The following is a 13,366-nucleotide window of genomic DNA, read 5'->3' on the forward strand; positions in this document are numbered from 1 at the left end:
GGGAGCCGGCCCTTTTCTTATGTCCTAGCGACTGGCCTTAGCCGCCGAGTTCGCGAATGGCGCGTTCCGGGTCGTCGACGATACGCGGTTCGAGATCGAGTTCCATCACGTTGCGGTCGGCAACCGTGTAGGGCTCCCATTCGGGCAGCAGCGGACTGGAAGGCGTGCCCGTCTTCGCGAAGGCGATCCACGCGTCGCTCATCATGTCGGCCATGCGCTGCGCTTCCTCGCCCGTCCCGACGAGGGCCGCGCTCTCCTTGGCGTTGTCGAACATCAGGGGGATGTCGAGCGTGTGCGGACTGCGCAGGATGCCGCCGCCGACCGGCGTCTCCCAAGTCAGCCGATAGACATAGACCGGCGCGTCCGCGCTTCGGCTCTGCTGGTCGGCGAGAAGGTAACTGCCCTGCACGAACCGCGAACCCATCGCCGCGCTGGCGAGATGCGTCGGCGAATAATCGGGATACATCTCGCGATAGGCGGCGACGGCGGCAACCGCCTGTTCGCCCATCGCCCCGCTCATCATTTCGAGCGTCGCTTCGTCGAGCCGGCCGAACCACGGCTGGCTCGCAACGAACAGGGTCATCTCATCTTTGTTGTAACCGATGAGGACCGGAATATCGCTCGACTGTTCGGGCGCGGCGGGCAGGAATGGATCGCGCGGCAGGATCGATCCGTCGGCGATTGGCCCGAAGGACGGTCCGCGGGCGAACCCGCTATCGGCGGGTGTCGCTTCGCGGATCGCCGCGATAAGATCGTCCGCGGGCAATGTGCGCAGTTGCTCGACAGATTCAACGCCCGCAGCATCGAGTACCGTTCCCGCATAAGCGGCGGCTTCTGCAGGCTTCCCGCTGGTCACGCCCGGTCCGGATTGAATGACCGCCTTGTCGAACAGCCCGTCGGCAGCAGGCATCGCCATGAGGTGACTGACTTTCGAGCCGCCGCCCGACTCGCCCATGATGGTGACGTTGTCCGGGTCGCCGCCGAATGCAGCGATGTTGTCGCGCACCCATTCGAGCGAGCGGACGAGATCGAGATTGCCGGCATTGCCGGATGCGGCGAAATTCGCTCCGAACCGCTCGGCCAGGTTCATGTAACCGAAGGCGTTGAGACGGTGATTGACCGTGACGACGACGACATCGCCCTTCTCTGCGAGATTGCGCCCGTTATAGGCCGGCCAGCCGCCAGATCCGTAGGCGTAGCCGCCGCCATGGAACCAAACCATGACCGGTCGCTTCCCGCCGTCGCCGGCGTCGGGCGTCCAGACATTTAGGAACAGACAATCTTCGTTATCGATCTTCTCTTCCGTCCCGGTCAGAAAGATGCTCTGGAACTGGCGCGTGAGATCGGACGCGTTCGGACCGCTCGGCGTATAGAGCTGCATGCACGGAGCGCCGTAGCCGCTGGCATCGGCGATGCCATCCCATGCTTCGGCGGGCTCGGGTGGCATGAAGCGCCGTTCGCCGGTCGGCGGCGCGGCGTAGCGTATCCCGAGAAACGCATCGATCCCGTCCTGCTCGAGGCCTTGGACGAGGCCCTTATCCGTTTCGACGACCGGGGTCGTCGCGGGTTGGGCGAATGCCGTACCGGCAAACAAAGCGGGCAGGAGCGCTGCCGAAAATCCAAATTTTCTCATCGAAAAATATCCTCAACCGTGACCGTTTTAATTATGCGGAGGGTGTTGCTGAGGAGACGTCGATCTGAGACTGCGCACTGCCGGCGGTCCATCCATTCCTGAAAATTCGGTAGGGCGTCGCAAGGCACCACCGCGTTTCTGGCGCGGTTGCAGTTCACGAGTATCGTATGGTGCCTCCCCAAGGGCTCCAAGACGCATCTCCTCTTTCCCGAGGGCGAAGCTATCTCCAAACGGCGACGCTCACAAGGTTCAAGTTGGAAAGGGGGGTATGACGCTCCGGCGGTTATCGCAGATCATACTGACATAACGCGACAGTCGGGTTGCGACGGCGGTGGCTTTCCAATAACCGGTATGCAGAAAACAGATAAAGGGGGGCGGACCATAGATCTTCAAGCGATCCTAATGCCGGAACGAACGAGTGACGGCGTTTATCTGGGCAAGGTCGGGCCATCGATGGGTCCCAGGCTCTTCGGCGGACAGGCAGTCGCGCAGGCTTTGCTCGCCGCGGGGGAAGAGGAAGATACCGGGCGACTACCCCATTCCCTACATGCCTATTTCCTGAAAGCCGGTTCCAGCGAAGACCCGGTCGAATATCGCGTCACGAGCCTGTCGGCGGGTCGCAGCTTCGCGACGCGGCGGGTCGAGGCGTTTCAGGACAATACGCTGATCTTTTCCATGATAGCCTCGTTCCAGCTCGAGGAAATGGGGTTCGCCCACCAAGTTGCGCCCGCCTTCGAGCTCGACATTGACGCAGCACGGTCCGCGCTCGACACATGGCGCGAGAACAATCCCAAAGCCAATTCGGCCCCGATAATCGAGCGCCTCCAGAAACGTCCCATCGAACTCGTTCCGCTCGATCCGGGAGCGATCTTCGGTTCGAAGATCAAGGCTGAACATAACGGCGTCTGGATGCGAATGCGCGAGCCCGCACATGCCAGCCCGATCGAACAGCGCGGCCTCCTGGCGTATGCCTCGGATATGATGCTGCTGCGCAATGCCCTTTTGCCGCACGGGGTTTGGCCGGGCAGTTCGACCGTCCAGGCCGCTTCCCTCGATCATGCGATCTGGTTTCATGAGAACCCCGATTTCGACCGCTGGCACCTTTTCGTCACCGACAGCCCGTGGGCCGGTCATGCGCGCGGCCTCAACCGCGGACACTTCTACGACATCGATGGTCGAATGGTGGCGAGCGTCACACAGGAAAGCCTCATGAGACCGCAGGGCGAGGTACGCGAACGAATGCTGGCCGCTGAAGGCGAGCGGGAAACGCCACAGGACTGAAAGGAAAATCGCAAAATGTCGCTATTCGATCTGAAGGACAAGGTCGCTGTCGTTACCGGCTCGAGCCGCGGCATCGGCAGGGCCATCGCGGAAGAGCTTGCAGCGCATGGCGCCAAGGTCGTCATCTCCAGCCGCAAGCAGGATGCCTGCGAGGAAGTGGCAGCGGCGATCAACGCCGAGCACGGGGAGGGGGCAGCAATCGCTGTGGCTGCCAGCATCTCGGAGAAGGACCAGCTCGCAGCGCTATTCGAGGAAACGCGCGAACGCTTGGGTCCGGTCGATATTCTTGTCTGCAACGCAGCGTCCAATCCCTATTACGGTTCGATGGACGGGATCAGCGACGAGCAGTTTCGCAAGGTGCTCGACAATAACATCCTGTCCAATCACTGGCTCATGCAGTTGGCCTTGCCGGACATGCGAGAGAAGGGCGAAGGTGCGGTCATCGTCGTCAGTTCAATCGGCGGTTTGCGCGGTTCTCCTACGATTGGCGCTTATAACGTTTCGAAAGCGGCCGATTTCCAGCTCGTGCGCAATTATGCGGTCGAGAACGGCCAGTATGGCGTGCGCATCAACGCAATCGCGCCCGGCCTCGTGAAGACCGATTTCGCACGGGCATTGTGGGAAGATCCCAAGGCGCTCGCCGCGACGGAAGCACGATTGCCGATGCGAAGGATCGGCGAGCCGCGCGATATTGCAGGCGCCGCCGTCTACCTGTCTTCGCCAGCCGCGAAATGGACGACGGGTCAGATGATCGTCGTCGACGGCGGGGCCACGATATAGGTGCTGGGGCGGCGTATGGGCTGTTTCTCTCAGGTCAGTTCCGCTCTCCCCAGATCTCGATATTCCGGGACCTTTCGACGCGGATCGGCAAATCCCGCTGCAGGAGCGGGGCGAGGGAGTGCTCTTCGAATAGCCGAAGGACGTTTGCATCCCCGACACTCGCATCGCGCAGTCGCTGCCACAGGAAAAAGACATAGGGCTGCACGCCTCCGACATAGGATGCACCGCGAAACGTCGTTTCGACCTGTCCGATGATGCGCCGATGCGGCTTGTCGGTTACTGGCTCGCCGGGGATGGCGTGCCCCTTTCCAACGTGATCGCGCAGGACAGAAAGCCCGTCCGTCAGCCCCGGCAGGAGTTCGGCAGCCATCTGATCGAGCAGTGGCAACAACGTTGCGGGGATTTCGTCGTCGGGAAGGAAATCGCTGTTGCCGTGATCGTAACCAACGAGATCGAGATCGGGGGCGTTCATGCGCTCGACCCAGCGAAAGGTCTTGGGCGAACGGTCCTGCATGATGCCGAGCGGCACCGGATCGCGCCCGAGATGCGCGAAAAGCGGGCCGAGTAACGAGTAATCCCCGATCGAAGGCCGATTTCCTAGCAGATAGGGGAAGCGCGCGAAGTGCCTTTCCAGATTTGCGAGCAGCGCGAGGTAGCTTTCTTCGATTGCGGGGATTGTCTCTTCCGTCACGCCGAGCATCGGCAGGTAGCTGTGCATCCTGCGCATGGTTGTTTCGGTGCGCTCCGGATCGCCGCCGAGGCCGAAGGCATCGCGCAGGAAATTCTCCTGCTTTTCGAGATATGACCAGCGATAATGCATCGCGTGGCGCGTGAGGACAGCGACCGAGTAAAGTTCGAACAGATGCGCCACCGCTCGTTGGGCCGCGCCTTCCGGGTAGGCGGACCAGCGAACGCCCGCTCCTTCGAAGTGATCGATGATGTCGACCGTGTCCTGCACGATCGTTCCATCGTCCAGTTCGATAACGGGAATGATGACCCGTCCGATCTGCGGAACGACATGCTCGGCGAAGCGGCCTTCGGTCGGCGCGACTTCGCGATAGTCGATCCCCTGCTTGCGAAAATAGGACCGCACCTTTCCCGTATAGAGCGAATGGGGCAGGCCATAGAGCGTAATTGGCTCGGTCATGCTGTAAGATCCCTCGTCATCATGGTGCGAATTGACCTGCTTCACGCAGCGCCCGCTTCTGCCGCCGGAACGATCTGTTCCGCGAGCAACCGGCGAAGCGCGCCGATATGGTCGCTTCCGCGTTCGCTGTCGGTGTCGGACGTCATCACGACCGTCAAGGCCAGTTCCGGAAGGACGAACACCATTTGCCCGCCATATCCCCAGGCGTAGCGGACTGCATACCCGCCCGCTTCGCCGATGAACCATCCATAACCGTAATCCTCGCCGCTCCAGGGAGAGACGGTCCGCGGCGTCCAGCTTGCCTCGACCCAGCCTTCCGGCAGCACGCGCTCTCCATCGATCATGCCGTTCATGCGGTAGAGTTCGCCGAACCTCGCGAGGCCTTGCGGGCTCATCAGCATGTTGTAGCCGCCAAAGTAGATGCCTTGCGGATCGCGCTGCCATTGCGGGATCGCTATATCGAGCGGCGTGGCGAGCCAGTCTTGCGCTAATTCATAGGTGCTTCTGCCGGACGCGCGGGTCAGGATGGCTGAAAGCAGATGGGTGCTGCCCGTCGAATAGAGCATCCGACCGCCCGGCTCGGCAACGAAGGGCTGGGCAAGTGCATAGCCGACCCAGTCGCCACTGGTGACCCAGCGCCCGTAATTGTCGCCCGAAGTCCTCTCCAGTCCGGCCTGCATGGACAGAAGATTGCCGATCGTCACTTCACCCAGCCGAGGATCGGAATTGGCCGGGGCATCCGGTCCGAGAACGGAAAGGATCGGCTGGTCCGTCCCGCGCAGGATGTCGCGCTCTATGGCAATGCCGACAAGGGCCGAGATAACCGATTTGGAAGCCGATTTGACGTTCACGGGTCGATCGAGCGGGGGACCTGCGTTGAAACGTTCGGCGATGATCGTCTCACCGTCGCGCATGACGATCAGTGAATTAAGTTGCGGAAGGCGCTCTGCCGCATCGATGGTTTGCGCGATACCGGATGAGGAAAGTCCCGTGGTTGACGACACCTGCTGATTTGCCGCGGGGGTCGCTGTCGGAGCCTGTTCGGAGGCCGAACCGCAACTCGAAAGGGCGAATGCCGCAGCGATTAGGGCGCCTTTGACGCAGCGATGAAAGCCCGGTGTTCGATCTCTCGCTATGATCGTGTTGCTTGCTTGGTATTTGAAAAAGATCAGTCTGCTCCTGCTTGACTATTAACAAGACAGGCCTTCCGAGGTTTCTTCAAACTGAACTGGCTGAGCTCTCCGATGAACGACCGCCATTCGGGTTGAAGATCGATAGAAGAAATTTTTCTACTGGCCCGTGCGAACTTCGTCCGCGATCAGTTCCGCGCAGCCCTCGGCGGTAGTCGGTACCCCCTGCCGCTTCCTCAGCAGGTCGAACAGGACGGCCTTGCAGATGGATATCCCCATCAGTGCGACGACGGCGGAGAATGGCAGGGCGCCAATGATCATCGTTATGCGGATCGCCTCGATACCTCCGAGCACGAGCATCGAACCTACGACGAAGGCGAGAGCCATCCCCCAGAACAGGATATGGACCTGTCTTTCGCCCTCCGTCTCGCCTGCGCCGTTGATCGTATTCACGATGAGAATGGCACTGTCCGCCGAAGTGACCAGATAGGTCAGCAGCAGGAGTACGATGAGGGCAGAGACGATTTGGAAGATGGCCGGATCGAGCAATAGGGCAAGTGTCGCATATAGCTGGTCCGAAATGCCCGCGTTCACGATCGTTCCGTTCGCTGCACCGCTCAGTTCCAGATCGATTGCGGTTCCGCCGACCAGCGTCATCCAGATGAAACAGACGAGGGAAGGGACGAGCACGACGCCCAGAACGTATTCGCGCACCGTGCGCCCGCGCGAGATGCGCGCGATGAACATACCGACGAATGGCGAGAAAGCGATCCACCATGCCCAGTAGAAGACCGACCAGTCCAGCTGCCATTGCACCAGTTCCTCTCCGAACGGAGCGGCGTCGGAGAAGAGGGTGAGCGAGTTTGGTATCAAGGTCCGGAAATAGTCGTAAATGCCGACACCTAGCAGTTCGAGTCCGAACATCCCGGAACCGACAAGTGCGAATAATGCGAGCAGAGCGACCGAAAGCCCCAAGTTGACATTCGAAAGCCACTTGATGCCTTTGCCGACGCCCGACAGCGCGCTCAGCGTCGAGGCTCCGACAAGCAGGACGAGTGCAAGAAGGACCGCCGGCAGGGACGAGCTTCCATCGGCATCGAGTAGCCAGTCGCCAAGTCCTAGCCTCGCAAGACCGGCTACGAACTGCTCTACGCCGAGCCCCATCGTGACGGCCACTCCCAGGATCGTCGCGACCACGGCAACGATGTCGACCAGATGTCCTGCCAATCCGGACATTGCCCTGCCGAAGATCGGAGCAAGTGCCGAGCGGATCGTCAGAGGCAGTCCCCGCCGATAGGCGACGTAGCCGATCGCCAGGCCGACGAGCGCGTAGGTTACCCAAGCCGCGAACCCCCAATGAAGGAACGTATAGATGTAGGCCGAACGCACCGTTTCGGCCGATTGCGGCTCTACGAGACCGCGGATCACGTCGGGGTTGTTGGAGAAATGCGCGAGCGGTTCGCCGGTCGAATAGGTCAGCATTCCGATGCCGATACCGGCGCCGAAAAGCATGGCGAACCACGACAGTCGACCGAATTCAGGCTTCTCGCCGGGATGACCGATACGCAGCGACCCCGATTGCGGAATGATCGCCAGCACGGCGCAAATCGCCATGAGGGAGGCGACGAGATAGACATACCACCCCGAGAAGGTCGAAATAATGGTCGAATTGGCCGCCGTCAGCGTCTCGCTCGCACTTACGGGAAAGAAGATTGCCCACAGTACGATGAGCGACACGACGATCTTGGAAGGGATCGTGACCGCTCGACTGAAACCGTCGTAGAATCCGCGGTCATGCGTATTGATCGGAAGGTCCACGAGCGGCGGCGCGATCGTGGCCTCTTTCGGCAGGTCTGTAGTTTCAGGCATCAGATCCGTCCCTGGGGACGCTCTCATAGATTGTTGGAAAGCGGAGCTAGCACTCCGAAGGGCCTCTGAAGGATAGGCTGTGTTCTGAAGAATGCAAATTCGCCCCGGTGAGACGAAGTCACGAACCATAATCTATCAGTCGCTTCGCTATTCCCCCGAACGACGGGCGAACCAGTCTGTCGTGCCGACAGGCACAATCCGGTCGCCATGCACGATACCTTCGAAGTTGCGCGTCACGCCGTCAATGGGAAGGCTGAAGCGCAGGCGGTCACCTTCAAGTTCGGGTTGCAGCATTATAGTTTCAGAACCGACTTGAGCTGTCCCCTCAACATCCTGAAACCGTTGCGCGAAGATGACGGGAAATTCGTCGCCGTCGATCTGGAATTGCCATTGTCCATCAACGTCGGCAGGGACGATCCAAAGGTAGGACCGCGAGGAACCGATCGTATCGGTCGCATCTGGACGCCAGTCGCCCATGTCGAAGGCGTGACTGACGATGCGACTGCCCGGTTCGAGTTGTTCGAGAAGGCGTGGGCGAAGGCGCAGATTGACGCTCGGCAAGAGATACATCGTGACGACGTCGGCACCCTCGAGCGAAGTCTCGAAGAGATCGGCTTGGGCGAAGGATACGCGGTCGGAGACACCTGCGCGAACCGCATTCGCCTTTGCAGCTGCGATCATGGCCGGGTCAAGATCGACGCCCAGCCCCGTCGCGCCGCGATCCTTCGCCGCCGAAATGAGGATGCGACCATCCCCCGTTCCCAGATCGACTACCCGGTCGTCGGGGCCGACCTCGGCCAGATCGAGCATCTTGTCGATCATTTCCTGACGCGTCCCGATATACGGCACGTCGAGTTCCGGCGTGATGCCGAGAAGGACGCGCAACGCGCTGCCGTCGAGGAACAAGGCCGCCCCCAGGAACAGCGAGGCCGTAGCGACAAAGGCGCCGCCAATCTTCAGCGCCTGTCGCCATAACGGCCTATCCGCGACGTCCATCCGCTCTTTCCCGCTGCAACAGCCTCAGCAAGTCGGCATGGCTCGATACGACATGCCGCGCGCCCCTGTCCTTCAGCCTTCGTCCCAGCTTGTCATCGGCGTGGCTGCCGCCCGTAAAGCCGATCGCCGTCATGCCGGCTGCGACGGCTGCTTCGATGCCGTGGATACTGTCCTCGACGACGATGCACTTTTGCGGCGCGACTTCCAGCCGTTCTGCCGCCAGCAGAAACAGATCGGGTGCTGGCTTGCCGTGCTCGACGAGGTCAGCGGAATAGATATGCGGGACGAAAAGCTGCGCGAGAGCGGTCAGTTCCAGCTTTGCCATCAGCCGCTCCGTCGGAGCTGACGAAGCCACGGCGACGCGCCCCTCGAATGCTTCGATTACGTCACCAACGCCGGGAAGGGGTTGCAATTCCTTCTCCACCCGCGACCAGATGGCGTCTTGCAGCTTCTCCCCGAAATCAGCCGGGAAAGGGCCGCGCTCCAGTTTCAGGTAATCCGTTTCGAGAGCGGCGTAGAAGTCTCGATTGGCAAGACCGACGAAGCGCGAAACATAGACTTCTTCTTCGTAAACGAGCCCGAGTTCGGCAAGTAACGTGCGCTCGACCGCAATATGGATAGCCTCTGAATCGACAAGGACACCGTCACTGTCGAAGATGATCGCGGCGTGATCGACTAACTCCATGACATCAGACTAGCTCGGACGTCGCAATGGGCAAGGTTATAAAGGACTCCCCGCGATTGACAGCGAAGGATCGTTGCGCCAACGGCTTCTTGCAACTGATTATCAATATTGAAAGCGCCTCATGGTCAAGCCTAAGACACGCAACATCTTCGTCCTGTTCCACCTGTTCGCGGCATCTCTGCTGGCGCCGATGTTCCTTATGGTGGCGATTACGGGCGCCAATTACCTTCTGGGGTTCGAGGGCGAAACACGCGAAACGCCGATCAGCCTGCCTGTCGGCATGACATTCGATGCTGAAGCCGACGATACCGAAGAAAAAGTGCGCTCAGTTCTGAGTACAAACGAGCTTCCAGCGGACTTCGACTACCTTCGAACCCGTCCGGGCAGCATTACGACGCGACCGACATCACGCGATTACGTGCAGTTCACCGAAGAGGACGGTGTCTGGTCGGCGACGCTCTACGAACCGAACCTTCAATACAGTTTCATGGAGCTGCACAAGGGTCATGGTCCGCAGCTTTTTCGCACCTACCAGATTGTTGCCGGGATCGTGCTGTTCCTCGTTACCATAGGAGGGCTTGTCGTCGGGCTAATGGCGAAGACGTATCGTCGCAAGACGATCTATTCGACGATTGGCGGAACGCTGGTCTTCGCTGCGCTCGCATTTCTCGCCTGACAGTCTTCAGAAGCGACAAATTCTCACTCGTGCATCGGGTGTGACGAGCGCTCGCGCTTGCCCATCGCTTCCTTCCGCCCTACGGGCTCTCGCATGACAGAAATATCCGACGAGGACGGCCTTACCGGTCGTCGCTTCTACAAGGCGGAGCAGGAAGCCGCCTTTTCCGCAGCGGAACCGCACGAAACCCCGCAGACGCAGCATCCGGCCTATACGCTGGCGTTCCAGGATACCGATTTTCTCCTGCGCGACGAACTGCGCCCTGTGCGTTTTCAGCTCGAACTGCTGAAGCCGGAAATGCTTCTCGACGAAGCGGGGGTCGGCTCGACCCTCGTCGTCTACGGGTCCGCACGCATTCCCCCACCCGAAGCGGTCGAAACGGCGCTCGAAGGGGCCAAGGATTTGCCCGAGCCAGAGCGTCGCGTGGTAGAAAACCTCGCGAAGAAAGCGAAATATTACGACGAGGCGCGTAAGCTGGCCAAGCTTGTCAGCGAAAAGTCGATCGTCGAAGGGGGCAAGCGCCAGTTCGTCGTCTGCTCAGGCGGCGGCCCGTCCATCATGGAAGCCGCTAACCGGGGCGCATCCGAGGCCGGGGCAGAATCGATCGGGCTCAATATCGTCTTGCCGCACGAACAGGCCCCGAACGGTTACGTGACTCCGTATCTCTCGCTGAACTTTCACTATTTTGCCTTGCGCAAGATGCATTTCCTCCTGCGCGCGAAGGCCGTCGCGGTCTTTCCGGGCGGATTTGGAACTTTCGACGAATTCTTCGAATTGCTCACACTCATTCAAACCGGCAAGATGAAGCCGTTGCCGATTTTGCTTTTCGGCAAGGAGTTCTGGGAGCGGGTCGTCGATCTGGAGGCGCTGGCCGACGAAGGCACGATCAATCATGCCGACCTCGAACTGTTCCAGCCATGCGAAACGGCCGAGGAAGCATGGGATTACATAGCCGGCTTCTACAAGCTTGACCGCTAGCGGATTAGCCGGACTTGCGAACCGCCTGATGGCCGAGCGGACCTGATCCGCTACCGTATTCGGGTGCATTCTCGATCGCACGGAGCACGAATTGGCGCGCGACGCGCACTGCGTTTTCGAGGCTCTGGCCGTGCCCGGCAAGGCAGGCAATTCCGCTGGACAACGTGCAGCCGGTGCCATGCGTATGGCGTGTCGCGATACGTTCGTGTCCGAACATGCTTTTCGAACCGTTCGGTTCCAGAAGCCAGTCATTGACCATATCGTCGCGGTTCTCGGCATGACCGCCCTTCAGAAGGACGGCGACGCCCAGCCGTCTCGCAAGCTCGCCTGCCGCGGCGACCGGATCGGCCGAGTTCTTCTGATCGCCTTTCGTTAAAGCAAGAAGTTCGGGAAGGTTCGGGGTCACCAGCGTAGCGATTTTCATGAGCCGCTCGAACGAAGCGATCGTCTGCTCGTCCGCCAGCACGCTGCCGCTCGTCGCCACCATTACGGGATCGAAGATTATGGGGACGTTCAGTGCCTCGAGCCTGTCCGCCACGAGGGAGGCGATTTCCGCCGAGCCCAACATTCCTATCTTGACCGCATCGACACCGATGTCGTGAACGCAGCTGTCGATTTGCGCAGCCACCATGTCCGGTTGCAAAGAGACGACCGCTTGCACCCCGACGCTGTTCTGCGCGGTGACGGCCGTGATTGCCGTCATCGCATAGCCGCCGAGCATCGTGACGGTTTTGATGTCTGCCTGTATTCCAGCGCCGCCGGAACTGTCCGATCCGGCAATGCAAAGGGTGCGGGGCGGGCGCGGGGGGCTTATCAAGAAGAAACCTGCTCGACCGCCCGGCAGATGCGATCCACGACTTGTTCGACCTGCTCGCGGTCGTCTCCTTCGGCCATCACCCTGATGACCGGTTCGGTACCCGAAGGACGAATGACGAGCCGCCCTTTTCCTGCAAGTTCACTTTCCGCTTTGGCGATGACGTCCTTCACCGTAACGTTTTCGAGAGGTTGCCCCTGCGAATAACGCACGTTGCGAAGCAACTGGGGAACGGGATCGAACAGATGCAGCATCTCGCTTGCTTTCTTTCCCGATTGGACGAGGGCCGCGAGCACCTGCAGCGCTGCGACCGTGCCGTCGCCCGTAGTCGCATGATCGAGAAGGATCATGTGGCCCGACTGCTCGCCCCCGACATTCAGACCCTTCTGCTTCATCATTTCTAGGACGTAGCGATCACCGACCTTGGCTCGGTGCAGGGTCAGCCCTTCGTTTTTGAGAAACCGTTCGAGGCCGAGATTGGACATGACGGTTGCCACGATCCCGCCACCGCGCAATTCCCCGCTTGCCGCCATGCGTTTGGCGATAAGGGCCATCAGTTGATCGCCGTCCACGGTCTGACCCTTCTCGTCTATTACGATCAGCCGATCGGCGTCCCCGTCCAGGGCAAGGCCGATATCCGCCTGTTCCTGCACGACCCGCGCACGAAGCGCGTCGAGCGAAGTCGAGCCGACCCCGTCGTTAATGTTACGCCCGTTGGGATCGACACCGAGGGACACGAGGCGCGCGCCAAGTTCCCAGATTGCTGCCGGAGCGACTTCGTACGCCGCGCCATGCGCACAATCGACAACGACCTTCAGATCGTCGAACCGGATGTCTTCGGGCAGCGATTTCTTCACCGCGTGAATATAGCGGCCACGCGCATCCTCGATCCGCCTCGCGCGCCCGATATCGGGAGCGCTCGCGACCGCCGGCTGGTCTTCTAGGGCGGCTTCGATCGCAAGTTCGTCCTCGTCGGACAGTTTGAACCCGTCCGGTCCGAACAGCTTGATGCCGTTGTCTTCATATGGATTATGACTGGCGGAAATCATCACTCCGAGATCGGCACGCATTTCCCGAGTGAGGAGTGCAATCGCGGGTGTCGGCAGAGGGCCGGTCATGATGACGTCCATGCCGACGCTTGTGAACCCGGCGACGAGCGCGCTTTCCATCATGTAGCCCGATAGCCGGGTATCCTTGCCGATGACGACGCGATGACGATGATCGCCCCGCAGGAAATAGGCCCCGGCTGCCTGCCCGACGCGCATCGCGGTCGCAGCCGTCATCACCCCCTCGTTCGTGCGGCCTCGTATCCCGTCCGTGCCGAAGAATTTGCGTCCCATATCAAAGTCCGTCCGTAAGTTTCAGGCCAAGCAGCTT

Annotated in this window: 12 protein-coding genes; 4 read left to right on the forward strand and 8 right to left on the reverse strand. The window is 60.5% G+C overall.

The window, feature by feature from the left end:
• Positions 1-37 precede the first annotated feature (37 nt).
• Complete coding sequence (locus tag GRI38_RS13540) at positions 38-1,633, reverse strand: carboxylesterase/lipase family protein (protein ID WP_160685289.1); 1,596 nt, start codon at positions 1,631-1,633, stop codon at positions 38-40.
• A 402-nt stretch (positions 1,634-2,035) separates the two neighbouring features.
• Here GRI38_RS13540 and GRI38_RS13545 point away from each other — a divergent pair, with 402 nt between their 5' ends.
• Together GRI38_RS13545 and GRI38_RS13550 are read left to right on the forward strand one after the other, a co-directional pair.
• Positions 2,036-2,914: an acyl-CoA thioesterase gene (locus tag GRI38_RS13545; RefSeq protein WP_237487562.1), complete on the forward strand. Its 879-nt coding sequence runs from the start codon at positions 2,036-2,038 to the stop codon at positions 2,912-2,914.
• Between the two features lie 15 nt (positions 2,915-2,929).
• A complete protein-coding gene (locus tag GRI38_RS13550; protein WP_160685293.1) occupies positions 2,930-3,694 on the forward strand; it encodes an SDR family NAD(P)-dependent oxidoreductase in 765 nt (254 codons plus the stop codon).
• Between the two features lie 34 nt (positions 3,695-3,728).
• Here GRI38_RS13550 and GRI38_RS13555 read toward each other — a convergent pair whose 3' ends face one another.
• The 5 genes from GRI38_RS13555 to GRI38_RS13575 all read right to left on the reverse strand — a co-directional run bounded on the left by GRI38_RS13555 (position 3,729) and on the right by GRI38_RS13575 (position 9,521).
• Positions 3,729-4,841 carry a glutathione S-transferase family protein gene (locus GRI38_RS13555; protein WP_160685296.1) on the reverse strand — a complete coding sequence of 371 codons (1,113 nt, stop codon included), beginning with the start codon at positions 4,839-4,841 and terminating at the stop codon, positions 3,729-3,731.
• A gap of 41 nt (positions 4,842-4,882) precedes the next feature.
• Entirely contained in the window at positions 4,883-5,845 is a 963-nt protein-coding gene (locus tag GRI38_RS13560; protein WP_337191302.1) for a serine hydrolase domain-containing protein, read from the reverse strand.
• A gap of 285 nt (positions 5,846-6,130) precedes the next feature.
• Positions 6,131-7,840 (reverse strand): BCCT family transporter, encoded by a 1,710-nt coding sequence (locus tag GRI38_RS13565; protein WP_160685299.1) that lies wholly within the window; start codon positions 7,838-7,840, stop codon positions 6,131-6,133.
• Between the two features lie 147 nt (positions 7,841-7,987).
• Positions 7,988-8,836: an SAM-dependent methyltransferase gene (locus tag GRI38_RS13570; RefSeq protein WP_160685302.1), complete on the reverse strand. Its 849-nt coding sequence runs from the start codon at positions 8,834-8,836 to the stop codon at positions 7,988-7,990.
• The gene (locus GRI38_RS13575; RefSeq protein ID WP_160685305.1) at positions 8,820-9,521 is read right to left on the reverse strand and encodes an HAD family hydrolase; all 702 of its coding nucleotides are present in this window, start codon (positions 9,519-9,521) and stop codon (positions 8,820-8,822) included. The genes GRI38_RS13570 and GRI38_RS13575 overlap by 17 nt, the downstream gene beginning before the upstream one ends.
• 121 nt (positions 9,522-9,642) lie before the next feature.
• On the opposite strand from GRI38_RS13575, the gene GRI38_RS13580 reads away from it, so the two are divergent.
• Both GRI38_RS13580 and GRI38_RS13585 read left to right on the forward strand, forming a co-directional pair.
• Positions 9,643-10,197, forward strand: a complete 555-nt coding sequence (locus tag GRI38_RS13580; RefSeq protein WP_160685308.1) for a hypothetical protein — start codon at positions 9,643-9,645, stop codon at positions 10,195-10,197.
• A gap of 93 nt (positions 10,198-10,290) precedes the next feature.
• Positions 10,291-11,175, forward strand: coding sequence for an LOG family protein (locus tag GRI38_RS13585; protein WP_160685312.1), 885 nt, complete (start codon positions 10,291-10,293; stop codon positions 11,173-11,175).
• A 4-nt stretch (positions 11,176-11,179) separates the two neighbouring features.
• Here GRI38_RS13585 and thiD read toward each other — a convergent pair whose 3' ends face one another.
• Both thiD and glmM read right to left on the reverse strand, forming a co-directional pair.
• Positions 11,180-11,992, reverse strand: coding sequence for a bifunctional hydroxymethylpyrimidine kinase/phosphomethylpyrimidine kinase (thiD, locus tag GRI38_RS13590; RefSeq protein WP_202390010.1), 813 nt, complete (start codon positions 11,990-11,992; stop codon positions 11,180-11,182).
• Positions 11,989-13,329 carry a phosphoglucosamine mutase gene (glmM, locus tag GRI38_RS13595; RefSeq protein WP_160685315.1) on the reverse strand — a complete coding sequence of 447 codons (1,341 nt, stop codon included), beginning with the start codon at positions 13,327-13,329 and terminating at the stop codon, positions 11,989-11,991. Before glmM ends, thiD begins: the two co-directional genes overlap by 4 nt.
• Positions 13,330-13,366: the final 37 nt, after the last annotated feature.

It is taken from the genome of Parapontixanthobacter aurantiacus, assembly GCF_009827635.1.
In the GTDB taxonomy this organism is placed as follows: Bacteria; Pseudomonadota; Alphaproteobacteria; order Sphingomonadales; family Sphingomonadaceae; genus Parapontixanthobacter; species Parapontixanthobacter aurantiacus.